This window comes from Streptomyces sp. NPDC059247 (assembly GCF_042754005.1).
In the GTDB taxonomy this organism is placed as follows: Bacteria; Actinomycetota; Actinomycetes; order Streptomycetales; family Streptomycetaceae; genus Streptomyces.
In genome coordinates this window covers 480,746-503,560 of sequence record NZ_JBHYZW010000001.1, presented here as the reverse complement: position 1 = coordinate 503,560, position 22,815 = coordinate 480,746, and the positions used below count along the sequence as shown (strand labels likewise).

The following is a 22,815-nucleotide window of genomic DNA, read 5'->3' as shown; positions in this document are numbered from 1 at the left end:
CCCGCCGCAAAACCGCGCTGTTCCAATCGAGCCGAAGGGAGAGACCTCATGCGGAACGAATTCCCGGGAGCACGCGGAATCCCGTCGTCGTACGGGGAGAAGGTCTTCTCCTTCGCGCACCCCGGCCAGACCGAACGCCTCGCGTCCCTGGGCGGTCTGTGCGATCCGGCGACGACAGCCGATCTGGCCCGATGGGAACTCCCGCCCGGTGCGGACTGCCTGGAGATCGGAGCCGGGTCCGGCAGTCTCGCCCTGTGGCTGGCGGACCGGTGCCGGGGCGGTGAGGTGACGGCCACCGACACCGACCTCCGGTTCCTGGCGGGCCTGCGGCATCCGGCCCTCCGGGCGCTGCGGCACGACGTACGGACCGAGGGCTTCCCGCCCGGCTCCTTCGACCTGGTGGTCGCCCGCAGCGTGTTGTGCCATCTCCCCGACCGGGCCGCGCTGACGGCGCGCATGGCGTCCTGGCTCAGACCGGGCGGGCTTCTCTACGTCGAGGATCCCTCGTTCTTCCCGGCCGCGTCCTCGCCCGATCCGGTCGTACGGCGCCTCGGCGACGCCGTCACCACCGCCCTCGCCCGGTCGCTCGGCAGCGACGCGACGGCATGGGCGCGCTCGTTCCCCGCCCCGCTGAGGGACCTGGGCCTCGTCGAGGTCGGTATGCGGGTGCACTGTCCGACACTGACCTCGACGAACGCGGCGGGACGGGCCTGGGCGCTTTCCGTCGCCGATCTCCTGCCGGTCATGGTGCGGGAACGCGTCCTGTCGGAGGACGAGGGCGCCGAGGCCCTCGCCCATCTGAGCAGTCCCGGGTTCGTCGACACCGCCCACGCGATGATCGCGATGTGGGGCGTCCGGCCGCCGGTCCGGCGCACGGGGGAGACGGAAGAGCCGGACACGGAGAAGACGGAAGAAAGGATCGCGTGACGATCGAGGCGCTCAAGAGCTCGGCGATCTGGGACGTTCCCGCGTGCCGCGGGCCCCACGCCGAGGCCGCCGACACGGAGACCCTGCGGTGGGTCGGGGCCGTCGGCCTCTGCGAGACGGAGGCGGAGCTGCCGCGCCTCGTCCGCATCCGGCCCGGCCTGCTGGCAGCGTGGTGCCACCCCCGGGCCGACCGGACGGACAGCACGCTGGTGGCGATGTGGATGGCCTGGCTGTTCCTCCTCGACGACCGGATCGACGAGAGCGACCTGGGGCGGGACGCGGATCGCCTGGACGGGTACCTGAGCGAACTGCTCGGGGTCGCTTCCGGAGGACGTACGGCTGCCTCGCCCATGGGACGGGCCCTGGCCGAGATCGTCGGACGGGCCTCCGACGGAATGCCGGACTCCTGGCACCTGAGGTTCCGTCGGCACATCGTCGACTACCTGTCGGCGTGCGTGTGGCAGGCCGCCCACCGGCAGGCCGCCGAGGTCCCGAGCCCGGACGCGTTCCCTGCCCGGCGCCGGGCGTTCGGGGCGATCATGCCCACCTTCGACCTGGTGGAGCGGACGGAGGCCGGTGCCCTGCCCCCGTCCCTGTACTACTCGCGCCCGTACCAGGACCTGCTCGTCGCGGCAGCCGACGTGGTGTGCTGGACCAACGATCTGATGACGGTGGAGAAGGAGGCCGCCCAGGGCGATCCGCACAATCTGGTCCTGGTCACCGCCCACCACCGCGGCCTCGACCGGCACGCCGCCTCCCTCGCCGTCGCGAGAGCCTGCGAGGAACGCCTGGCCACTCACGGGCGGGCCCGCCGGGAACTCCGCGCGCCCACCCGGACGCCCGACGCCGACACCCGCCGACAGGACGCCGACCGCTGCGCGGGAGCGCTCCTCGTCTGGACCCGCGGCCATCTGGAATGGGGCCTGGACACCCCTCGGTACGGCCCCGCCGCCTCGGAAGGAGGAGCCCTGTGAAGGCCCCGACCGCTCCAGCCGTCCGGCGCCCGCCCCGCGCACCCGGCGGTCTGCCGGTCCTCGGACACGCGGTGCGACTGGCCAGGTCGCCGCTGGAGTTCCTCGACGCCCAGCGGTCCCACGGGGACGTGGTCGAATTCCGGATCGGCCGTCGGCCCGCCTACCTCCTCAACCACCCGGACCTCGTACTGGCCCTGCTGACCGGGCCCGGCGGACGCTTCGACCGGGGGGAGATCTTCACCAAGGCGCACCCCCTGTTCGGCACCGGCGTCGCCGTCGCCGACGGCACTCACCACCGGGACCGCCGACGTGCCGTCCAACCCCTCCTGAGCGCGGCCCGGTTGCCCGGGTACATCGACACCATGGCCCGGCTCGTCGCCGCGCGGGCCGACTCCTGGCGGCATGGACAGGACATCGACCTCAACGCGGAGACGGCCGGGCTGGCCCTGGACGCGGTGGCCAGGACCCTCTTCGGGCACCCGCTTCCCGACGGGTTCGCCGACACCGTCCACCGCGCCCTGCCGACCGTCGTCACCGGACTGGGCCTCAGGGCCTACGGCCCGGCCGCCGCGCTCCTCGACCGCTGGCCCGGCGGCGAACGGCGGCGCTACCGGTCCGCGCTCGCCTCCGTCCACGGGGTCGTGGACTCCCTCGTCGAGGCGAACCCCCACACCCCGGCCCTGACCCGTCTCTCAGCCGGTACCGGCCAGCGGCAGCTCCACGACGACGTGACCTCCCTGCTGATCGGCGGCTCGCACACCAGCGGCGCCGCCGCGGCCTGGCTGTTCATCCTGCTCTCCCGTCACCCGGAGATCCGCCGCCGGGTGCGCGGGGAGGTCACCGGGGTCGTCGGCGACCGCCCCGTCGAGCCGGGCGACCTCCCCGCACTCGTCCTCACCGGCCACGTGGTGCGCGAGACGCTCCGGCTCTACCCGCCGATCTGGCTGTTCCCCCGGTGCGCGGCCGATGACGTGGAACTGGGCGGCCACCGGTTCACCCGGGGCGCGCAGATCTTCTACAGCCCCTACGCCCTGCACCGCGACCCCCGCTGGTACCGCTCCCCCGGCACCTTCGATCCGGACCGCTGGGACCCGGACCGGCATCCCGCACCCCCGCGCGGCGCCTATCTCCCCTTCGCCGCCGGGGTGCACGGTTGTCCGGGCGGAGACTTCGCCCTGGCGGAGCTCACGCTCCTCGCGGCGGCGGTCACCCGCCGATGGCACCTGGACCCGCTCCCGGGCGTGCGGGCGCGGCCCCTGGCCGCCGCCACCCTCGGTCCCGCCCCCCTCACCATGACCGTGACCACCCGCCCGAACGAGCGGTGAGCACCGCCGCCCTGCCGCCTCCACCCGACGGGTCTCAGGCCACCGGCACCGGGACCGCCCGCCCTCGGCCCTGCCCGCGCGCCCCTCGATCCGGCCGTCCAGCCCTCTCCCGGGAAGGCGCCGCTGGACCGTAGGGTCCCCAACTGGTCCCCGAGAACGGCGAAAAGGCGGTACCGGATTACTCCGATACCGCCTCCGACCTGCGAAAACGCTGGTCGGGACGACAGGATTTGAACCTGCGACCCCTTGACCCCCAGTCAAGTGCGCTACCAAGCTGCGCCACGTCCCGATGCCTGCCTCCGGGGTGTTGCTCCCTCGTCGGCGTGCAGGGAAAACATTACCTCACTCCGGCGGGTGCGATGACGCACGGGCTGTCACGGGGTCCCGGGCGGGCGGGGTGGCGGCGGTCCGCGCGGGTCCGCGCGGGACAATGGGCGGGTGAACGCGACAGCGAGTGGCCGTGGCAGGGACCGCGACGAGGCGGGGCGGGCGCGGAACGCGCGGCCCCGTGACGGTCTCGGGCGGCCCCTTCCCCATGGCGCCGAGGGCGTGGCCCGGCAGCCCGAGGGCGTGGTGCGGGAGCCCGGCGAGACCCTGCGGGAGGCGCAGCGGCTGCTCGACGCCGGGATGCCGTTCCACGCGCACGAGGTCTTCGAGGACGCCTGGAAGTCGGGGCCCGGGGCGGAGCGGGACCTCTGGCAGGGGCTCGCCCAGCTCGCCGTCGGCCTGACCCACGCGGCCCGGGGCAACGGGCCCGGCGGCGCCCGTCTGCTGCGCCGTGGCGCCGACCGCCTCGCGGGCGGTCCGGGGCGCGCGGCCTCGGAGCCGTACGGGATCGACGTCGACGGTCTCGTCGGCTGGGCCCGCGCGCTGGCCGCCCGTACGGACGACGGCGGACTCGTGCCTCCCGCGCCCGCGCCTCCCCGCCGTACCGGTGGTGGCGCGTCGGCTCCCGTCGATCCCGCCGCCGTCTCGCCCCGGCTGCTCCGGCCGCCCGTCTGAGCTATTCGTCCGGTTCCTCCAGGGCTTCGCGCAGGACCGTGGTGTGGCTGGTCGACGGGTCCTTGGTCGCGGTCAGGAGGGTGACCGGGCCCCGGGCCGCCAGTGTCCTCAGGCGGTCCAGGGCCGTGGCGGCGTCGGGGGCGGTGAGCTCGGCCCCGTAGCGGTGGCGGAACTCCTCGTACGTGCCGTCCGGGCCGTGGTACCAGCGGCGGAGTTCGGTGGAGGGGGTGAGCGCCTTGGGCCATTCGTCGATGCGGGCGTCGGTCTTGGCGAGGCCGCGCGGCCAGAGGCGGTCGACGAGGACCCGTACGCCGTCGTCGGGCGAGGGGGTCTCGTAGACGCGGCGGACGCGGACGTCGGGGCTGTGTGGGGGCATGGTCCCAGGGTGCGGGACCGCGCCGGGTCTCAGCGCTCGGCGCGCAGTGCCGGAAGGAGGACGGCGTCGACGAAGGTCCGCATGGTCGAGGCGTCCGTGAAGCGCTCCTCGAAGATCCGCTCGATGCGGAGCATTCCCATGAAGCAGGGGGCGACGAACTCGACGGCGGGATTGTCGGCGGCGACCTCGCCGCGCGCGACGGCGCGGGCCACGATCGCGTCGATGGCGGCGACCTCGGGGGCGATGACGGTCTCGCGGAGCGCGGCGCGCAGGTCGGGGTGCTGGATGAAGGCCTGAGCGACGGCTTCCATGAGTTCGGCGTCGCGTTCCCGGTGGGAGGCGGCGATGCGGCCGGCCTCGCGGAGGTCTCCGGCGAGGCTGCCGGTGTCGATCCCGGTGAAGACGGTGCAGCGGCGCTGGGCGAGCGCGGCGGTGACGAGCTTGGGCTTGGTGCCCCACTGGCGGTAGAGGGTGGCCTTGCCGCACTTGGTGCGGGCGGCGACGCCCTCCATGGTCACGGAGTCGTATCCGCCCTCGCGCAGGAGGCGGAGGACGGCGTCGTAGAGCTCCGTCTCGCGCTCCGGCGTGATCTTGCTGCGTCGGGCTGCGGCGGTAGCGGCCTCTGTGGACATCGATCCCTCCCGGACACCTCTGTCTGCACATACGAGAGTAGGGGGTGCACAATCGAGACGCAAACGTATCGAGACGCTTGCGTCTCGATGAATTCGGCTCTAGGCTCACTCCGTTTGTTGGCGATTTGACGGATTAGAGGGCCGCACGATGGCTGGCGGGATACGCGGGATACGAGGCACACGTCCTGCGGGACCGGGGAGGAGTCCCTCCCCCGGCCCCGGCGACGGGACCGCCCGGCCGCCCCTCGTGCGCGAGCTGCTGCTCGTCACCGCGCTCTTCCTCGTCTACAAGTCCGGCCGGCTCTTCGCCAACGGCCACGAGGCCCGCGCCTTCCGGAACGCCGACCGCGTCTGGGACGCCGAACGCGCCCTCCACCTCCCGGGCGAGGGAGCCGTACAACAGCTCCTCCTGCACGGCGAGACCCTGATACGGGTGGCGAACACGTACTACGCGGCCGTGCACTTCCCGGCCACCGTCGCCTTCCTCTGCTGGCTCTACCTGCGCCGCCCCGCCCACTACGTGTGGTCCCGCCGGGTGCTCGCGCTGCTCACCGGCGCCGCCCTCGCCCTGCATCTGCTGATGCCCCTCGCGCCGCCCCGGATGCTGGCGGCGAGCGGCCTCGTCGACACCGCCCGCGTCTACGGGCCCTCCGTCTACGCGGCGACCCCGGAGACCGACTCCATGGCGAACCAGTTCGCCGCCATGCCCTCGCTGCACTTCGGCTGGGCCCTGATGGTCGCGATCGGGCTCGTCGCCGCCACCCGGTCGCGGTGGCGCTTCCTCTGGCTGCTGCACCCGCTGCTCACCCTGGTCGTCATCGTCGGCACCGCCAACCACTACTGGTTCGACGCGCTCGCCGCCGCCGCGCTCCTCGGCCTCGCCCTGCTCGCCGTCCGCGCGCCCGGCCGCCGTACGGCTCCGCCGCCGGTGCCGCGCGTCCTCGGCACGACGCCCCTCCCCGCCGGAGTCCTCCGATGAGCCCCGGCTCGGGCACCGTCCTCGCGGTGCTGCTCTCGCTCGTCTCCGCCGCCGGTTACGCGCTCGCCGCCGTCGCCCAGTCCCGGCTGGCCGCCGCCTCCCCCGCCCGGGACGGAAGCGGCGCCCTGCGCGCGCTGCTCGCCCGGCGCCAGTGGTGGGCGGCCGTCGGACTCAACGCCGCCGGGGCGCTCGCCCACGTCGTCGCCCTGCACTACGGGCCGCTGACCCTGGTCCAGCCGCTCGGCGCGCTGACCCTGGTGGCGGCGCTGCCGCTCGGGGCGTACGCGGCGCGGCGCCGGGTCACCCGCACCGAGTGGCGCGGCGCCCTGTGCACCCTGGCCGGTCTCGTCGGGCTGGTCGCGGTGACAGGTCCCGCCGCACCCGGCGAGGCCCTCACCCTCTCCGAGTCCCTCGCCGTCGCGGCGGCGACGGCACTGCTCATCGCCGCACTGTCCGCCGGGCGGGCGCCGGGAAGGACCCGGCGCGGGCTCGGCCACGCGACGGCCTCCGGGCTCGCCTCCGGCGTCGCCTCGGCGCTGACCCAGACCCTGACGGCCGCGCTCGCCCTCGAACTGCCGGGCCGCGAACCGACCTGGTGGCAGACCGCCCTGCTCGCGCTCCTCATCTCCGGCTTCGCGACGGGCGGGCTGCTGCTCTCCCAGGCCGCCTACCGGGGCGGTCTCGCGGCGCCGCTGGCCGTGGTCAACCTCTCCAACCCGGCCTCCGCGGCGGTAATCGGCGTCGCCCTCCTCGGCGAGACGTTCCGGGCGGGGGCCTGGGGCTGGGCCGCTGCCGCCGCCGCTGCCCTGGTCGCCGCGCGCGGGGTGGTCCTCCTGACGAAGGGCGCACCGGACCCGGCCGCGTCGGCCGGGGGCTCCCGGCCGGTCCCGGCACCGCGTGCGACGACCCCCGGCGCCGCCGCCCCCGGTGGAGCGGACCGGATCTTCCCGGGACCGGTCGCCGCCCCCTCGCTCGCACTGCCGGACGTGGAAGCCGCGCCCGCGCCGGTCGCGGGCTGAGAAGCGAAGACCGGTCGCGGGCCCGGGGAGGGAGGACGGTCGCGGGGCGAGGCCACGGGGCGAGGGGCGAGGCCACGGGCCGAGGGAGAAAAGGGAGTCGGGGACGGACGCGGGCCGGGGCAGGGCCCTGGGCGGGAACGATCAGGATTTCGGATCCAGAATCCAAAATCCTGGATCCCGAATCCTGGATCCGAAATCCTGGATCCTGAATTCGTCACCTTGACGACAATTGACGGAACCCCCTATCGTCATCATGACGACAAGGGGGTTTCCTCATGGCAGACATCACCCGGCGGGCAGGCTGGCGCCATCTGCGTTCCGCGCCCACCTCGCACATCCGCCACCAGCGGCGCGGGCGGCTCGCGCACGAGGGCGAGGGGCTGAGCTTCTGGTTCCGTCCGCTGACCGCCGCCCTCTCCGAGGTCCCGGTGGACGACCGCGAACTGGCCATGGCCTTCCACGCCCGGACCGCCGACTTCCAGGACGTCAGCGTCCAGTCCACCGTCACCTACCGGATCGGCGACCCGGCGGCGGCGGCCACCCGGCTGGACTTCTCCGTGGACCCCGACACCGGCGCCTGGCGCGGCACCCCGCTGGAGCAGATCGCCACCCTCCTCACCGGGACCGCCCAACAGCACGCGCTCGACGTGCTCGCCCGGACCGCGCTCGCCGAGGCGCTCGTGGACGGCGTCGCCTCGGTCCGCGACCGTGTCGCCGCCGGGCTCGCGGCCGAGCCCCGGCTGCCCGCCACCGGTATCGAGATCGTCTCCGTACGGGTGGTGGCGCTCCGCCCCGAGCCCGAGGTGGAGCGCGCCCTGCGCACCCCGGCCCGCGAGCAGATCCAGCAGGAGGCCGACCGGGCCACCTACGAGCGGCGCGCGGTCGCCGTCGAACGCGAACGCGCCATCGCCGAGAACGAGCTGGCCAACAAGATCGAGCTGGCCCGGCAGGAGGAACGGCTGGTCGAGCAGCGCGGGACCAACGCCCGCCGCGAGGCCGAGGAGAACGCCGCCGCCGACGCCGTACGCGCCGAGGCCGAGGCCGTACGGAAGGTCCGGCTCGCCCGTGCCGAGGCGGAGGCCGCCCGGGAGGTCGGCGCGGCACGGGCCGCCGCGCAGTCCGCCTGGCTCGCGGCGCACGCGGAGGTGCCGCCCGCGACCCTGCACGCGCTCGCGGTGGGCCGCGCGGCCGAGAACCTGCCCCGGATCGAGCACCTGACGCTCTCCCCCGACGTGCTGACCGGGCTGCTCGCCCGACTGGGCGAGGGCGGGTCCGGGTCGTGAGCCTGGCGCCGCGCGCGGTGCTCGTACACCGGACCACGGAGTACGAGGAGCTGCTCGCCCGGCACGGGACGCACGGGCAGGCGTCGTTCTTCCTCTCCGCGCGCGGTCGCTCGGTGGACGCCGTGCGCGAGCGGCACGAGCGGGCCCGCCGGGCGCTGGCCGAGGTGGCGGGCGCGGTGCCGTTGTCCTGGCGGCGGAGCCGGGTGGAGCGGGCCGACCTGGACCGGTTCCCGTTCGGGCCCGAGGACGTGGTCGTCGTGGTCGGGCAGGACGGGCTGGTCGCCAACACGGCGAAGTACCTGACGGGTCAGCCCGTCGTCGGGATCGACGCCGACCCGGGCCGGAATCCGGGCGTCCTGGTCCGGCACCGCGCCGACCGGGCCCGGCGGCTCCTTCCGCGCGCGGCGACGGCGGGGGCGGCGGTGGACGAGCTGACCATGGTGGAGGCCGTCACCGACGACGCCCAGCGGCTCCTGGCCCTCAACGAGATCTATGTCGGCCCGCGCGGCCACCAGACGGCCCGCTACACGCTGGACGAGGACGCGCCCGAGATCCCGCCCGAACCGCAGGCCTCGTCGGGGGTGCTCGTGGGCACCGGGACGGGCGCGACGGGGTGGCTGCGGTCGCTGTGGGAGCAGCGCTCCAGCACGCTCGCGCTGCCCGCTCCCGCCGACGCCCGGCTCGCCTGGTTCGTACGGGAGGCCTGGCCGTCCCCGGCCACCGGGACCCGTCGGGTGGAGGGGCTGCTCGACCGGGGCCGGGAGCTGCGGCTCACCGTCGAGTCGGACCGGCTGGTGGTCTTCGGTGACGGCGTCGAGTCGGACGCCCTGGAACTGACGTGGGGCCAGACGGTCCGGCTCGGGGTCGCGGGAACACGGCTGCGGCTCGTGGTCTGAGCGGCTCGTGGTCCGAGGAGCCCCTCGTACGGGTGACGGACGTGCCTCTCGCGGACCGGGTGGTACCCGTCCGGGGCGCCCTCGGTGGGGTCCGTACGGCGCGGCCGGAATCATTCGACCGGGGGCGGGCCCGGGGCCGTACGGCGTTATGCTCGGCGCGCTTTGTCCGGGTTCCAGCGACCGGACGTCCGCCGCCCGTTCCCGGCTGTCGAAGGAATCTCCATGGTCTCCGTCTCCTCCGGCTCGTTGTCCGTCTCGCCCGCCACGGTCACGGACTGGGAACTCGTCCGTTCCTGGGCCGCCGAGGAGGGGTGGAACCCCGGGGCCGCCGACGCCGGGGCGTTCTTCACCCAGGATCCCGGGGGCTTCTTCCTCGGCAGGCTCGACGGGGAGCCGGTCTCGGCGATCTCGGTCGTCACCTACGACGACGCGTACGCGTTCCTCGGCTTCTACCTCGTCCGGCCCGAACTGCGCGGCCACGGGCACGGCATCGCCACCTGGCGGGCCGCGCTGGCGCACGCGGGCGGGCGGGCGATCGGGCTCGACGGGGTGCCCGCCCAGCAGGACAACTACCGGCGTTCGGGCTTCACCACCGCGTACCGGACGGCGCGTTACGTGGGCGAGGTCCCGGCGCCCGACGCTCCCGTGACCGGGGTCGTGCCCGCCGACCGGATCGATCCGGCCGTCCTCGCCGCCTACGACGCGGCCTGCCACCACGCCGACCGGCCGCGGTTCCTCGCCGCGTGGGTGGCGACGCCCGGACACCGCGCGCTGGTGCGCGTGGCCGACGGACGGCCGGTCGGGTACGGGGTGGTCCGCCCCGCGCGGGACGAGGCACGGATCGGGCCGCTCTTCGCGGACACCCCGGCCGACGCGGGAGCGCTGCTCGACGCGCTCGCCGCCGAGGCGCGGGACTTCGGCTCGGACCGGATCGCGGTGGACATGCCGGAGTCGAACCCGGCGGCGGCCCGGCTGGCCGAGGAGCGGGGGCTGCGGCCGACGTTCGAGACGGCCCGGATGTACACGGGCCCGGTGCGCCCGGTGGCGCGCGAGCGGGTCTTCGGGGTCACGACCCTCGAACTGGGCTGACCCGGAGGACCGTCCGAGCGGGACGGTCCGAGCGGGCAGTCCGCACAAGGCCGTCTGGACAAGGCCGTCCGATCGGGGCGGCCCGGGGGCCGGAGCCGGGACGGGCCGGAGCGAGCAAGCCGGGCTGGGCTGGGCTGGAGCAAGCCGGGCGGGACCGAGCGGGACCGGACCGGGCGGGTAGGGAGCCTGTCCTGACGGACCGGGCAGGGACCGGGCAGAGACCAAGCAAGGCAGGCGCGAGCCGAGCCCGCTGGGACCGGGCGGGGCGGGCGGGCAGGGCCGAGGCAAGCCTGACCGGGCGAGTACAAGTCGAGCCCGACGGGACCGAGCAGGGCAGGGCCGAGCAAGCCTGATCCGGCGAATACGAGCCGCGCCCGGCGGGACCGGGCCGGACCTGACCCCGCGAATGCGAGCCGAGCCCGACGGGACCGAGCAAGGCAGGGCCGAGGCAAGCCCGACCCCGCGAATACGAGCCGCGCCCGGCGGGACCGGACCGGGCCCCGCTCGACCGGGCCCGCCCGGCCCGACGCGCGCCCACCCCGAACCGGGGTCCCTTCGAACCGGCCGAAACCGGCAGGTCCGGCCGAACCGGCCCGATCCCGGACTGCTGTCAGCGGGAAGGGGCGGGGCGGGGGCGCGCGAGACGCCCCCGCCCCGCCCCTTCCGTCGTCCCCTCCCTCGCCACCCCCCGCCGCCCCCTGAGGGGTGACAAGGGTTTTCCCCGTATCGGGTTCACCCCCCCGTTGCCTACTGTCCTCCGCACCGGCAGATACCATCCCCCGACCGCACCTGACAGGTGCATGTGGAGGGTGCCATCCGCCGGTGACGGCCTTGACCCGGGCCGTTGCGCCGGTGGCGGCGCATGGGCCCCCCAGCCCAGGGACCTGCGGACCGCGACCCCACTTCGCTCCGTGCGCCCCGCGCCGCCGCCACTGCTCCGCAGTTACGTCGTGATCGAAAGGGCCACACCTTGAACGGTTCCAGGCGGAGACTCATATCCGTGGTCGCGAGCGCCGCGATACTCGGCGCCACTACCACCACCTCCGGGGCGTTCGCCGCCGCCCCGGGCGCAGCCACCCCGAAGCCCGCCCCGGCTTCGCAGACGATGCGGGCGCTCCCCAGCGCCCCCGTCGAGAAGGTCATCGTCACCTACAAGAACCAGGCCGCCGAGGCCGGTTCCAACACCGCCGCGAAGAGCGACACGGCCGAGAAGGCCGCGAAGACGGGCGAGAAGCTCTCCTTCGAACGCCGCCTCGCGGGCGGTGGCGCCCTCGTGGACCTGGGCGGCGGGGCCACCCCGCAGGACCTGACCGAGGTCATGGCCGCCTTCCGCGCCGACCCGTCCGTCGCCTCCGTCGAGCCGGACATCCGCGCCTACGCGATGGCGGTCACGCCGAACGACACCGACTACGCCAAGCAGTGGGACCTCTTCGAGCCCACCGGTGGCATGAACGTTCCTGCGGCCTGGAACAAGACGACCGGCTCCGGCGTCACCGTGGCCGTCATCGACACCGGCTACGCCGCCCACTCGGACCTGGCGGCCAACGTCGTCGCCGGATACGACTTCATCTCCGCCTCCGCCGACGCCCGCGACGGCAACGGCCGTGACGCGGACCCGAAGGACGAGGGCGACTGGAACGCCACCGACAACGAGTGCGGCGTCGGCTCCAAGGCCTCCAGCTCCTCCTGGCACGGCACCCATGTGGCCGGCACCATCGGCGCCGTCACCAACAACACCAAGGGCATCGCGGGCATCGCGTACAACGCGAAGATCCAGCCCGTGCGCGTGCTCGGCAAGTGCGGCGGCTCGTCCTCCGACATCGCCGACGCCATCACCTGGGCCTCCGGCGGCTCCGTGCCGGGCATCCCCGCGAACGCGAACCCGGCGAAGGTCGTCAACCTGAGCCTGGGCGGCGCCAGCTCCACCTGCCCGAGCGTCTACCAGACCGCCATCAACGGCGCCGTCGCGCGCGGCACCACCGTCGTCGTCGCCGCGGGCAACAGCAACGCCAACACCTCCGGCTTCACCCCCGCCAACTGCGCCAACGTCATCACCGTGGCGTCGACCAACCGTGACGGCAGCCGCTCGTACTACTCCAACTTCGGCGCCCTGGTGGACGTGGCCGCGCCCGGCGGCGAGACCCGCCGCGCCACCGACACGCCCGGCACCGTCACCACCCCCGAGAACGCCATCTACTCCACGCTGAACTCGGGCACGACCACCCAGTCGGCCGAGAACTACAAGCCGTACCAGGGCACCTCGATGGCGGCGCCGCACATCGCCGGTCTCGCCGCGCTGCTCAAGTCGGCGAAGAGCACCCTGACCCCGGCGCAGATCGAGACCGCGATCAAGGCCAACGCCCGTCCGCTGCCCGGCACCTGCACCGGCGGCTGCGGCAGCGGCATCGCCGACACGGCCAAGACCGTCGACTCCGTCACGGCCACCCCGCCCGCGGGTACGGTCTTCACCAACGCGACCGACGTGACGGTCCCGGACAACACCACGGTGACGTCCTCGATCGCCGTCACCGGCCGCACCGGCAACGCGCCCGCCGCCCTCAAGGTCGACGTGGACATCAAGCACACCTGGCGCGGAGACCTGGTCGTCGACCTGGTCGCCCCCGACGGCACGGTGCGCAACCTGAAGGCGTCCGCCTCCTCGGACAGCGCCGACAACGTCCTGGCCACCTACACGGTCGACGCGTCGAGCGAGGTCGCCAACGGCACCTGGAAGCTCCAGGTCCGCGATGTGGCCACGGGTGACACCGGTTACATCGACTCGTGGAGCCTCACCTTCTGACGCATCGCGTCCCCCGCAGAACCACCCCCCACATCAGCATCACCGCTGGTCAGCGACGCGCTCGTGGTCCACACCACGGGCGCGTCCTGGCGTCCGCGCCCATCGGCCGGCCGGGGCGCCCTGTCCGTATGCCGGACAAGGGGCCTGGACTCCGCCGGTGGGCTCCGTATTCTCAGCCCACGGGGCCCACGGGCCGGCCCCGGGGCGGAGGGGATGACCAGTGGCGACAGCTCCGTACCTCGTTCCCCGCCCCACGGGTACGGCGCCGGGGCCGACGCCCGTCGGCCGCGAGGAACTCCTCACCCGGCTCGAACGCGCCCTCGCCGCCCGGGGCCGCGCCCTGCTGACCGGCCCCGCCGGAGTCGGCAAGACCGAGATCGCGTTCGCCGCCGCCACCCGTGCCGAGGCCCGCGGCGAGACCGTCATCTGGCTGGCGACCCTGCCCTCCGACCGCGAGATACCCGGGGCTTCGGCCGCCGCGCTCGTCGCCTCCGTCGCGGCCACCACGGTCCGCCCCGACTCCGGTCCCGACCCCGGCGCCCACCCGCCCGGGACCCCCGGGGTCCTCGCCGGACTCCCCGGCCCCCAGCGCACCGCCGTCGCCATGCTCTGTCGCGAGGCGCCCCTCGCGGCGGGCGGCTGGGACCCGATCGCGCTGCGGCTCGGCATCGCCCAGATCCTGCGCGCCCTCACCCGCCGGGGGCCCGTCCTCCTCGTCGTCGACGGGGCGCAGCACATGGACGCCGACAGCGCCGACCTGCTCCGTTCCGCCCTCCATCTGGCGCCGCCCAGCCTGCGGGTGGTGGCCGTCGAGACCCCGGAGCCGTACGCGGAGGCGGGCGGGCCCTACCGCGAACCCCACCGGACCGAGGCCCCGTACTCCACCCGTCTCTGGGTGCCGTCCGAGGCGGACGTCCTGCTCGTGCCGCCGCTGCACGCCGACGAGATCGCCGAACTCCTCATCCATCACCGGCTGCCCTCCCGGATGGCCGGACGCATCCACCGCGCCAGCGGCGGCAATCCCCGGCTCGCGCTCGCCGTGGGCCGTTCGCTCGCCGACGCCCGGACCCCCGTGCACCACGCCGAGGCCCTCACGCTCTCCGGCCGGGCCCGCGACCTCGCCCGCCAGCTCCTCGGCGCCGCGCCCCCCGCCGTCCGCGAGACCCTGCTGCTCGCCGCCCTCGCGCTGCGCCCGTCCGCGGCCCTGGTGCGGCGTGCGGGACGGTCCAACGCCGAGGCGGACCTCGCGGCGGCCGAACGCGCGGGCCTGGTGTCGCTCGCCGAGGACGGCTCCCTCGCCTTCACCGCGGGGCTGCTGCCCTCCACCCTCGTGCACGACGCCTGCTGGGCCGAGCGGAGCGCCGGGCACGCGGCCCTCGCGGAGGTCGTCGACGATCCCGTCGAGGCGGTACGGCACCGGGCCCTCGCCACCGACCGTCCCGACGAGGACCTGGCCGCCGAGGTCGCCGCCGCCGCCGACCTCGCCCGCCGCCGGGGCAACAGCGCGCTCGCCGCCGAACTCGCCCTGCTGGCAGCCGAGTCCACCCCCGGGCGGCACGGCACCCGACGGATCGCCCGGCTCGTGGACGCCGCCGAGGAGGCCGCCCGCGCGGCCCGCGCCGACCTGGCGATGCGGGCCGCCACCGATCTGCTCGCCCGCGACGCCGAACCCGCCGACCGGGTCAGGGCGCGGCTCGCCGTGCTCGACACGGCGGGGCAGGGCCTCACCGGGCTCGACGAGATGTACGTGCACGCCATGGAGGACTCCGAGGAGGACACCGCCCTGCGGGCCGCCGTCCAACTGCGGCTGGCCATCAAGTACGTGCTGGCCGACGGCGACCCGGAGCGCTCCAGGACCGCCGCCCTCGAATCGGCCGCGCTCGCCGCCTCCACCGGCGACCCGCGCCTCGCCGCCCAGGCGCTGACCGTCCAGGCGCGGATGGAACGGGCCCTGGGATCGCCCGACACCGAGGCCGTCCTCGCCCAGGCCCGCGCCCTGGAACTGGCCGAACGTCCCCTCGGCATCCGCAACGCCGCCCAGATCCTGACGATCCGTCACGCCCTTTTCGACGACCGGCTGTCCGACGCCCGCGACGAACTCGGCGCGCTCCTCCCGCTGGTGCGGCGGCGCGGCTCCGTCGAGGACGCCATCGAGCTCTTCCGCACCCTCGCCGAGATCGAGTCCCGGATCGGCCGCTGCTCCACCGCCCTCGCGCACGCCGGGCAGTCCCTCGCCCTCACCCTGGAGGCGGGCCTCTCCCCCGGCCCCGCCTGGTACGCCCTCGCCCTCGCAGAGACCGCGGGCGGCAGCTTCGCACGGGCCGCGAGCTACGCCCGGCGCAGCGTCCAGGCCTCGGAGGAGGAGGGCGACCGGATCTTCCTCTCCCGCAGCCGGTACGCGCTCGGCCGGGTCCAGCTCGTCAACGGGGACGTCGCCGCCGCTCTGGAGACCCTGCGGCGCGTCCAGGCCGACGAGCGCGCCCAGTCGACCGTGGACCCCTCGATGCTGCGCTGGCACGAGGAACTGGCCGAGGCGCTGCTCGCCACCGACTCGGGCGACGAGGCCCGGAGCCTCCTGGAAGAGGTGCGTCCGGTGGCCGCCCGGCTCGGCCGGAGCACGGTCCTGCTCGGCTGTGACCGGGTCCACGGGCTGTGGCTCGCGGCGGAGGGGCGGACGGACGAGGCGGCGCAGTCGCTCACCAGGACGGCCGAGCGGTTCGGGCGCGCCGGACTGCCCCTGGAGCGGGGGCGGGCCCTGATCGCGCTGGCCCGGGTGGAACGGCGCAGACGGCGCAGGTCGGCGGCGCAGGGCGCCCTGTACGAGGCGGCGACCGTGTTCGAACGGGCGGGGGCGGCGCCGTGGCTGGCCCTCGCCACCGAGACCCCGGCGGGTGGCGCCGCCGAGGGCCCCGGGCCCGGCTCCGGGAGCGAGGAGGCGCTGCCCGGGATCTCCGCGCTCACGGAGGCGGAGCTGCGGCTGGCCCGGCTCGTCGGGCAGGGCGCCAGCAACCAGGAGGCGGCGGCGAAGCTGTATCTGAGCGTGAAGACGGTGGAGGCGCGGCTCACCCGGATCTACCAGAAGCTCGACGTCCGTTCACGGGCACAGCTGGCGACGGCCCTGCGGCCGTGATCCGGGAGCCCCCTTCGGCGCCCCGCCGGGAGGACCCTCACACTCCGCGCCCTGCCGGGAGGACCTCCACCCTCCATCGACAACCACAGCTGTCAGCACCGCCAGACGTAAACTAAAGTTGTCACATGACAGCGCCTGAGATCACTCCCGAAGAGCGCTCCGCGCTCGACAAGGCCCTCCTCGACGCCCTCACCCCCCTCGCCTCGGCCCTGCGCACCCGCGCCACGGGCCTGCCCGAGGAGCGCGCGTGGAGCGCGGACCCGGTCGAGGTGACCCTGTCCGTGCTCGCCACCTGGAAGGTGGTGGACGCGCGGGTCAGGCATCTCACCGCGACGGCGGCGGGCACCGCCGGGGCCTACGGCGCGAGTTACGAGCAGCTCGGCGCCGCGTGGGGCATCACCCGGCAGGGCGCGCGCAAGAAGTGGCCCGACGCGGTCGGACGGGGGCCGGGCGCCCCGGTCGTGCTCGAACTCTTCGGCGGCCGGGCCGAACTGATCGACGATCAGCTCTCGGGGCGATGGCGATGGACGGGCCTGGGCGCCGACGGCGTCCGAGGGGCGGCCGACCCCGGGACACCGTCCGCGACCAAGGAGGAAGCCGCCGCCTACGCGGGCGCCTTCCTGAGGGAGCACGGCACGGGACCCGTTCAGGACCCGTCCGGGAGGAGCAGCGCGTAGGTGCCCCGGGCCCGGGTGCCGTCGGGGAGGCGCCACTCGGCCTCCACCCGGCCTCCGGCGACGGGGCTTGCCTCCGGGCCGGGGCTCAGACGGCGGCTCAGCCGCAGGATCGGGGCGGCGCCCCCGGCGCGTACCGGCACATCGGTGTGGTCGGGGCCGTCCACGGCTCCGACCGGTTCCGCGTCGGACGGGCCCGCCGGTGCGGCGGCCGTCACGGTGACGGTGGGGTCGACGGCGTCGCTGAGGCTCTGGTCCTGGGCGTGCGTCCGGCCGGTGAGGAGGGCGTACAACTGGGCGACGAGCACCGGGTCGTGGGCGCCGTCGTAGATCCAGCGGGTGCCCAGGACGCCGTGTTCGGAGGTCCCGACGAGCGCGTGCCCGGCGCCCGGCAGGGGTGCCGACCGGTAGGTGAGGGGGACGAGGTACGCGGCTCCGTCCCGGTCGGTCACCGCCATGAACTCGATTCCGACCTCGCCCGCCGGGTCGTCGAGGCGGAAGCCCCCGGCCTTCGCGGGGCTCGCCACCGTGCCCGCGAACCACTCCCGGCCGGGGAGCCACGCGGCGAGCAGTTCCAGCTTGGTGGGCCGCATGGTGGTCTCGTGGATGACGGCCATCGCGTCTCTTCTCCCTCGTCTCGTCGCCCCGGGCTTCCCGGGTGCGGGCCCGCGCAACGTAACAGACCGGTCCGGGGCCGCCGCGCGCACCGGGCCGCCCCGGCCTAGCCTGGAAGGTGGAGTTGTCCCCGGTCGGCAGGAGGGCCCGCCGTGAGGTACTCACGCACATGCCGCAGACGCGTCTGCGCGGGCATCGCGGCTCTCGGGATCTTCGCCGCGCCGGTCGGCGCGGGCGCCGCCTTCGCCGCCGAACCACCCGCCCCCGGAACGGTCCTGACGAGTTCGTCCCCGGCGGCGCGCGACGACTTCCCGCAACTGACCCCGGCGGTCGCCCAGCAACTCGACCGGGCGGTCCAGGACGTGATGAGGCAGACGGGCGTGCCCGGTGTGACGGTCGGCCTCTCCGCGCCGGGCAAGGGCACGTACATCCGCTCCTTCGGCGTGGCCGACAAGGAGACCCGGCAGCCGATGGACCCCGGTCTGTACATGCGGATCGGCAGCGAGACCAAGACGTTCACGGTCACCGCGCTGCTCCAACTCGTCGACCAGGGCAAGGTCAAGCTCGACGACCCGATCTCGCGGTACGTGGACGGGGTGCCGAACGGCGACCGGATCACCCTGCGGAACCTCGCGTCGATGCGCAGCGGACTGTTCAACTACTCGGCGGACGACGGCTTCTACAAGGCGTTCACCACCGATCCCGACCGGCCCTTCACCCCGCAGGAGTTGCTGGACTACTCGTTCAAGCACCCGGTGAAGTTCCAGCCGGGCGCCGAGTTCGACTACTGCAACACCAACCTGATCCTGCTGGGCCTCGTCGTGGAGAAGGCCGGAGGGATGCCGCTGGACGAGTTCGTCCAGAAGAACGTCCTGGACCCGGCGGGTCTGCGGCACACGGTCTTCCCGACGGACGCCGCCTTCCCCAGCCCGCACGCGCACGGCTACACCGTTCAGACCGCGTCGGGCAAGCTGGAGGACGCCACCGACTGGAACCCGTCCTGGGGCTGGGCGGCCGGAGCGATGATCTCCGACCTCCAGGACCTGCGGACCTGGGCGAGGGTGGTCGCCACCGGGACCCTCATCAGCCCCGCGACCCAGGCGGAGCGGCTGCACACGTACCCGACGGGGGTGCCCGGCGCGGGATACGGGCTCGGCATCTTCGACATCCAGGGGTGGATCGGGCACAACGGCTCCCTGCCGGGGTACCAGTCGCTGACCATCTATCTGCCGGAGTCCCGGGCGACCCTGGTCGTCCTGGTCAACACCGACGTCACCCACGAGGGCAACGCGCCCAGCACCCTCTTCGGCCAGGCGATCACCCGGATCGTGAGCCCGGGACACGTCTACGACATTCCCGTCCCGGCGACGCCGAGCACGGGCTGACGCCCCCCTCCGATGCTCCGGACCGGGGCCGACACTCCTGATAATGTCCGAAATACCCTTTAGTTCCATACGTTGCTCGCGGTACGCAGCCGTGCCGCCGCACCGCACCACGGGAGCATGAATGACCGGTGGACCCGAGCCCATCAGCGCCGACGCCCGCAAGGGCCTGGAGCGGGAGCTGGCCGACCTGCGCACCGAGCGCGAGGCCGTCGCCGTGACCCTGCGGGACGGCGGCGGCGACCAGCCGGGCGACCACGCCGACCAGGCCGACGAACTCGAACGCGTCACGGAGCTGAACCGGCTGGACCTGCGCATCGACGAGATCCACGGGCGCCTCGCCGAGGCCGCGACGGCCGGGGCACCCCGTACCGACGCGGTCGGCGTCGGTACCACCGTGACCGTGCGGTTCGAGGACGGCACCCGCACCACGGTCCGCATCGGCGAGGACGCGGTCGTCCTCGACGGAACCGTCGTCACCGTCGACAGCCCGCTCGGCGGCGCCCTGCTCGGCCACCGGGCCGGTGACACCGTCTCGTACCTGACGCCCGAGGGCCCGGCGACCGCGGTCGTCCTGTCCCTGGGCGGCTGACCGGACGACCGGCACGGCGACCACCGGTCCGCCGCCCGGCCCGGTGGTCGCCGTCGTCGCCTCCCGTGTCGTCCCGACCGCGTTCCGGCCGACCGCCCGTCACGTGCCTTCCCGCACGGCCCGGTCGCCCCGCGCCTCAGAGTTCCAGGACGACCACGGCCTCGTCGGTGTACGCGAGGAACGTCAGCGTCTCCAGGAAGTACAGCTGGACGCTGTCCGCGTCGTGCCCGGTGTAGCCGATCGCCAGGTCCTGCCCGAGGCGCAGCTCGAAGTCGCCGCCCCGGGTGGACAGGACGAAGCCGCCGCTGAGCGCCGGGGCCCAGATCGGGGAGCCGTCCAGCATCCGGGTGAGGTGCGCGGCGATCGGATAGCCGTGGTCGGAGGTCTCGCTGACCGCCCGGTACTCGTCGGGGCCCAGGAGCAGGGCGTACGGTCCGTCGACACCCGCGAGGCGCAGGGCGGTCAGTGCCCGGCTCACCGCGTCGGGGTAGTCGCGCGGTTCGGCGGGCAGCCGCACCACCGGGTTGGAGGACCGGGCGCGCAGCCCTTCGACGCCCGCCGCCCCGTACCCGTCGAAGATCGTCCGGTCCTCGACGAACGCCATCGCGCGGGCCGCGTCCTTGACGGGCTGCCAGTCGGAGTCCTTGGAGCCGCGCTCGACGTCGTCCACGGCGGACCGGGCGACGGTGAACGGCACCCTGAGCTCGACCAGGGGTCTCGACTCGCGGAGCCGGGCCGTGACACCGGGGGCGGGCGGGCTCATCTCGGTGAGGTGCCCGGTGCCGACGGCGGAGAGTTCCGGCCCGGCCGGGTCGGGCACGTCGACGACCCGGCGCCCGGCCACATGGCGCCGGAAGGTGCGGCGGGCCTCCTCCTCGATCTCGGCCCAGGCGTCCGCGGTGATCGGGGCGAGTTCGCGGTGCAGGTTGGTGGTGGCGAGTCCGTGGTGGACGTGACCGGTGGCCTCGGGGGTCGTCATGGGGGCTCAGGCTCCTTTCAGGCCGCCGATGCCGAGGGTGTCCCCCGGGCGGGCGGCGTCCGGCGGCGCGGCGGGCAGGTCGTCGAGGAGGCCGGCGCTCGGCACGAAGAACAGGTTGCCGGTGACGGCCCGGGAGAAGTCGAGGATGCGGTCGGTGGTGCCCGGCGGGTTCCCGAGGAACATGTTCCGCAGCATCCGCTCGGTGACGGAGGGCGTCCTCGCGTACCCGATGAAGTACGTGCCGAACTCGCCCCGTCCGACCTGCCCGAACGGCATGTTCGCGCGGACGATCTGCCGGGAGACGCCGTCCTCGTCGACGATCGTGTTCAGCGCGACGTGCGAGTCCGCCGGTTTGACGTCGTCGGGCATCTCCACGTTCGCCGCCTTGCTCCGGCCGATGGCCCGTTCCTGCTGTTCGACGGTGAGCGCGTCCCAGGCGGCGAGGTCGTGCAGGTACTTCTGCACGACGACATAGCTGCCGCCCCGGAAGCCGGGGTCCTCGTCGCCGATGTGGACGGCTCCGGTCGCGGTGGCGCCCACGGGGTTCTCGCTGCCGTCGACGAAGCCGAGGAGGTCGCGCTCGTCGAAGTACGTGAAGCCGTGCACCTCGTCCACGACGCCGACCGCGCCGCCGAGCCGGTCGACGATCAGCCGGGCCAGCTCGAAGCAGAGGTCGGGGCGCCGGGCCCGCAGATGGAACAGCAGGTCGCCGGGGGTGGCCGGGGCGCGGTGCCGGGGGCCGTTCAGAGGAGGGAAGGGGTGCAGCTCGCGGGGGCGCGGGCCGCCGACGAGCCGGTCCCAGGCGTCGGAGCCGATCCCCGCGACACAGGTGAGACCGGCGTCGCGCAGCCGGAACGAGACGGAGCGGGTCAGGCCCGAGAGGTCCTGGAGCACGTCCCTGACCGTGGCCTCGCCACCGGGGTTGACGGTGGCCACCAGGAACACGGCGGCCCGGGTGGGCGGCGTGACGACGGGCTGGACGACGACCATGGCGCTCCCGGCCGGACGGTGATCAGTGGGGCTCCCGATCGCTCGCACCCGCGCGTGCCGACAGAGCCCACACGCGTAAATGCCCGCAAAAGGGAAGAACGGAACAGCGTCAGCGTAGGCGGGGAGCTGCGGGCGCGCAGCACGGGATCGGCCGGGTGGCAGCCCCGGGCACCCCGTGGGGAACCCGTACGGGGTGCCCGTGGCAGAGTCGTACGGGGCGGCCGGGAGCGGTGCGCCCGTCATCACGCCCGGGGCGGTGCTCCGAGGAGAGGAGCGGACCATGGGCCGAGTGACCGTACGGCGGCGGGTCCTGCGCGTACGGGAGGGTGACGCCTCCTACCGTCCGGACACCCTGGCCGCCGAGGAGCCGATGGAGATCCGTGTCGGCGGACGCCCGCTGACCGTGACGATGCGCACTCCGGGGGACGACTTCGACCTCGCCGTCGGGTTCCTGGTCAGCGAGGGGGTGGTGCACCGCGCCGCCGACGTGGCCGGGATCCGCTACTGCGCGGGCGCCACCGCCGACGGCGGCAACACGTACAACGTGGTCGACGTCGCGCTGGCCCCCGGGGTCGCCGCCCCCGACGCCTCCCTGGAACGCAATTTCTACACGACGTCCTCGTGCGGTCTGTGCGGCAAGGCCAGTCTCGACGCGGTCCGCACCACGGCCGCCTGGTCGGTCGCCGGGGACCCGCTGCGGATCGGCACGGAGGTCCTGGCCGCCCTCCCGGACCGGCTGCGGGCGGCCCAGCGGGTCTTCGACGCGACCGGGGGGCTGCACGCGGCCGGGCTCTTCGACGCCGGGGGCGAACTGCTGTGCCTGCGGGAGGACGTCGGTCGGCACAACGCGGTGGACAAGGTCGTCGGGCACGCCCTGCGCGAGGGTCTGCTGCCGTTGCGCGGATCGGTCCTGATGGTCAGCGGCCGGGCCTCGTTCGAGCTGGTGCAGAAGGCGGTGATGGCCGGGATCCCGCTGCTGGCCGCGGTCTCGGCGCCGTCGTCGCTGGCCGTGGACCTCGCCGCCGAGAGCGGTCTGACCCTGGTGGGCTTCCTGCGCGGCACGTCGATGAACGTGTACGCGGGTGACGAACGGCTCCACCCGGCCCCGACCGCCTGAGACCCGGAACGCGCGGGCCTCGGGGCCCGGCCTG

The 22,815-nt window shown here is 74.5% G+C and carries 20 protein-coding genes and 1 tRNA gene; 15 read left to right on the top strand and 6 right to left on the bottom strand.

The annotated features are described in order from the left end of the window. Positions 1-48 precede the first annotated feature (48 nt). Genes ACFXGN_RS02200 through ACFXGN_RS02190 form a run of 3 tightly spaced genes read left to right on the top strand, consistent with a single transcriptional unit; the run spans position 49 to position 3,226 of the window. The gene (locus ACFXGN_RS02200) at positions 49-927 is read left to right on the top strand and encodes a class I SAM-dependent methyltransferase (protein ID WP_384852180.1); all 879 of its coding nucleotides are present in this window, start codon (positions 49-51) and stop codon (positions 925-927) included. Next, positions 924-1,901, top strand: a complete 978-nt coding sequence (locus tag ACFXGN_RS02195) for a terpene synthase (protein ID WP_384852178.1) — start codon at positions 924-926, stop codon at positions 1,899-1,901. The genes ACFXGN_RS02200 and ACFXGN_RS02195 overlap by 4 nt, the downstream gene beginning before the upstream one ends. Next, entirely contained in the window at positions 1,898-3,226 is a 1,329-nt protein-coding gene (locus tag ACFXGN_RS02190) for a cytochrome P450 (RefSeq protein WP_384852175.1), read from the top strand. The genes ACFXGN_RS02195 and ACFXGN_RS02190 overlap by 4 nt, the downstream gene beginning before the upstream one ends. 212 nt (positions 3,227-3,438) lie before the next feature. On the opposite strand, the gene ACFXGN_RS02185 is transcribed toward ACFXGN_RS02190, so the two are convergent. Further along, positions 3,439-3,515: transfer RNA gene (locus ACFXGN_RS02185), tRNA-Pro, on the bottom strand. 149 nt (positions 3,516-3,664) lie between these two features. Between ACFXGN_RS02185 and ACFXGN_RS02180 the strand changes: the two genes are divergently transcribed. After that, entirely contained in the window at positions 3,665-4,228 is a 564-nt protein-coding gene (locus ACFXGN_RS02180) for a DUF309 domain-containing protein (protein WP_384852173.1), read from the top strand. Between the two features lies 1 nt (position 4,229). On the opposite strand, the gene ACFXGN_RS02175 is transcribed toward ACFXGN_RS02180, so the two are convergent. Then, a complete protein-coding gene (locus ACFXGN_RS02175; protein WP_384852170.1) occupies positions 4,230-4,604 on the bottom strand; it encodes a DUF488 domain-containing protein in 375 nt (124 codons plus the stop codon). Positions 4,605-4,633: 29 nt separating this feature from the next. Beyond that, positions 4,634-5,236 (bottom strand): TetR/AcrR family transcriptional regulator, encoded by a 603-nt coding sequence (locus ACFXGN_RS02170; RefSeq protein ID WP_384852167.1) that lies wholly within the window; start codon positions 5,234-5,236, stop codon positions 4,634-4,636. A 148-nt stretch (positions 5,237-5,384) separates the two neighbouring features. Here ACFXGN_RS02170 and ACFXGN_RS02165 point away from each other — a divergent pair, with 148 nt between their 5' ends. The 8 genes from ACFXGN_RS02165 (at position 5,385) to ACFXGN_RS02130 (ending at position 17,109) form a co-directional block, all read left to right on the top strand. Then, entirely contained in the window at positions 5,385-6,215 is an 831-nt protein-coding gene (locus tag ACFXGN_RS02165; RefSeq protein WP_384852164.1) for a phosphatase PAP2 family protein, read from the top strand. Further along, on the top strand, positions 6,212-7,234 hold the full coding sequence (locus tag ACFXGN_RS02160; protein WP_384852162.1) for a DMT family transporter: 1,023 nt from the start codon (positions 6,212-6,214) through the stop codon (positions 7,232-7,234). Before ACFXGN_RS02165 ends, ACFXGN_RS02160 begins: the two co-directional genes overlap by 4 nt. 275 nt (positions 7,235-7,509) lie before the next feature. Next, positions 7,510-8,517, top strand: a complete 1,008-nt coding sequence (locus ACFXGN_RS02155; protein ID WP_384852159.1) for an SPFH domain-containing protein — start codon at positions 7,510-7,512, stop codon at positions 8,515-8,517. Then, positions 8,514-9,413: a hypothetical protein gene (locus ACFXGN_RS02150; protein WP_384852157.1), complete on the top strand. Its 900-nt coding sequence runs from the start codon at positions 8,514-8,516 to the stop codon at positions 9,411-9,413. Before ACFXGN_RS02155 ends, ACFXGN_RS02150 begins: the two co-directional genes overlap by 4 nt. Before the next feature lie 222 nt (positions 9,414-9,635). Further along, positions 9,636-10,502 carry a GNAT family N-acetyltransferase gene (locus tag ACFXGN_RS02145; RefSeq protein WP_384852154.1) on the top strand — a complete coding sequence of 289 codons (867 nt, stop codon included), beginning with the start codon at positions 9,636-9,638 and terminating at the stop codon, positions 10,500-10,502. A 1,105-nt stretch (positions 10,503-11,607) separates the two neighbouring features. Beyond that, on the top strand, positions 11,608-13,302 hold the full coding sequence (locus ACFXGN_RS02140) for a S8 family serine peptidase (protein WP_384853098.1): 1,695 nt from the start codon (positions 11,608-11,610) through the stop codon (positions 13,300-13,302). Positions 13,303-13,522: 220 nt separating this feature from the next. Next, positions 13,523-16,432 carry an AAA family ATPase gene (locus tag ACFXGN_RS02135; protein WP_384852152.1) on the top strand — a complete coding sequence of 970 codons (2,910 nt, stop codon included), beginning with the start codon at positions 13,523-13,525 and terminating at the stop codon, positions 16,430-16,432. Between the two features lie 125 nt (positions 16,433-16,557). Beyond that, entirely contained in the window at positions 16,558-17,109 is a 552-nt protein-coding gene (locus tag ACFXGN_RS02130) for a hypothetical protein (protein ID WP_384852149.1), read from the top strand. Here ACFXGN_RS02130 and ACFXGN_RS02125 read toward each other — a convergent pair. Continuing rightward, positions 17,079-17,723 carry a 1,4-alpha-glucan branching protein gene (locus tag ACFXGN_RS02125; RefSeq protein WP_384852146.1) on the bottom strand — a complete coding sequence of 215 codons (645 nt, stop codon included), beginning with the start codon at positions 17,721-17,723 and terminating at the stop codon, positions 17,079-17,081. The genes ACFXGN_RS02130 and ACFXGN_RS02125 overlap by 31 nt on opposite strands. 150 nt (positions 17,724-17,873) lie before the next feature. On the opposite strand from ACFXGN_RS02125, the gene ACFXGN_RS02120 reads away from it, so the two are divergent. After that, positions 17,874-19,106, top strand: a complete 1,233-nt coding sequence (locus ACFXGN_RS02120) for a serine hydrolase domain-containing protein (RefSeq protein ID WP_384852144.1) — start codon at positions 17,874-17,876, stop codon at positions 19,104-19,106. A gap of 121 nt (positions 19,107-19,227) precedes the next feature. Then, positions 19,228-19,695 carry a GreA/GreB family elongation factor gene (locus ACFXGN_RS02115; protein WP_351790777.1) on the top strand — a complete coding sequence of 156 codons (468 nt, stop codon included), beginning with the start codon at positions 19,228-19,230 and terminating at the stop codon, positions 19,693-19,695. Between the two features lie 136 nt (positions 19,696-19,831). On the opposite strand, the gene ACFXGN_RS02110 is transcribed toward ACFXGN_RS02115, so the two are convergent. Further along, complete coding sequence (locus tag ACFXGN_RS02110; RefSeq protein WP_384852141.1) at positions 19,832-20,674, bottom strand: family 1 encapsulin nanocompartment shell protein; 843 nt, start codon at positions 20,672-20,674, stop codon at positions 19,832-19,834. A gap of 6 nt (positions 20,675-20,680) precedes the next feature. Continuing rightward, positions 20,681-21,664: a Dyp-type peroxidase gene (locus ACFXGN_RS02105; RefSeq protein ID WP_384852138.1), complete on the bottom strand. Its 984-nt coding sequence runs from the start codon at positions 21,662-21,664 to the stop codon at positions 20,681-20,683. A 280-nt stretch (positions 21,665-21,944) separates the two neighbouring features. Here ACFXGN_RS02105 and fdhD point away from each other — a divergent pair, with 280 nt between their 5' ends. Further along, positions 21,945-22,781: a formate dehydrogenase accessory sulfurtransferase FdhD gene (gene fdhD / locus ACFXGN_RS02100; protein ID WP_384852136.1), complete on the top strand. Its 837-nt coding sequence runs from the start codon at positions 21,945-21,947 to the stop codon at positions 22,779-22,781. Positions 22,782-22,815: the final 34 nt, after the last annotated feature.

Coding starts and splice junctions, on each gene's coding strand:
- ACFXGN_RS02200 (WP_384852180.1), top strand. CDS start 49: ATGCGGAACGAATTCCCGGGAGCACGCGGAATCCCGTCGTCGTACGGG.
- ACFXGN_RS02175 (WP_384852170.1), bottom strand. CDS start 4,604: ATGCCCCCACACAGCCCCGACGTCCGCGTCCGCCGCGTCTACGAGACC.
- ACFXGN_RS02170 (WP_384852167.1), bottom strand. CDS start 5,236: ATGTCCACAGAGGCCGCTACCGCCGCAGCCCGACGCAGCAAGATCACG.
- ACFXGN_RS02165 (WP_384852164.1), top strand. CDS start 5,385: ATGGCTGGCGGGATACGCGGGATACGAGGCACACGTCCTGCGGGACCG.
- ACFXGN_RS02160 (WP_384852162.1), top strand. CDS start 6,212: ATGAGCCCCGGCTCGGGCACCGTCCTCGCGGTGCTGCTCTCGCTCGTC.
- ACFXGN_RS02155 (WP_384852159.1), top strand. CDS start 7,510: ATGGCAGACATCACCCGGCGGGCAGGCTGGCGCCATCTGCGTTCCGCG.
- ACFXGN_RS02145 (WP_384852154.1), top strand. CDS start 9,636: ATGGTCTCCGTCTCCTCCGGCTCGTTGTCCGTCTCGCCCGCCACGGTC.
- ACFXGN_RS02140 (WP_384853098.1), top strand. CDS start 11,608: ATGCGGGCGCTCCCCAGCGCCCCCGTCGAGAAGGTCATCGTCACCTAC.
- ACFXGN_RS02130 (WP_384852149.1), top strand. CDS start 16,558: ATGACAGCGCCTGAGATCACTCCCGAAGAGCGCTCCGCGCTCGACAAG.
- ACFXGN_RS02125 (WP_384852146.1), bottom strand. CDS start 17,723: ATGGCCGTCATCCACGAGACCACCATGCGGCCCACCAAGCTGGAACTG.
- ACFXGN_RS02115 (WP_351790777.1), top strand. CDS start 19,228: ATGACCGGTGGACCCGAGCCCATCAGCGCCGACGCCCGCAAGGGCCTG.
- ACFXGN_RS02110 (WP_384852141.1), bottom strand. CDS start 20,674: ATGACGACCCCCGAGGCCACCGGTCACGTCCACCACGGACTCGCCACC.
- ACFXGN_RS02105 (WP_384852138.1), bottom strand. CDS start 21,664: ATGGTCGTCGTCCAGCCCGTCGTCACGCCGCCCACCCGGGCCGCCGTG.
- fdhD (WP_384852136.1), top strand. CDS start 21,945: ATGGGCCGAGTGACCGTACGGCGGCGGGTCCTGCGCGTACGGGAGGGT.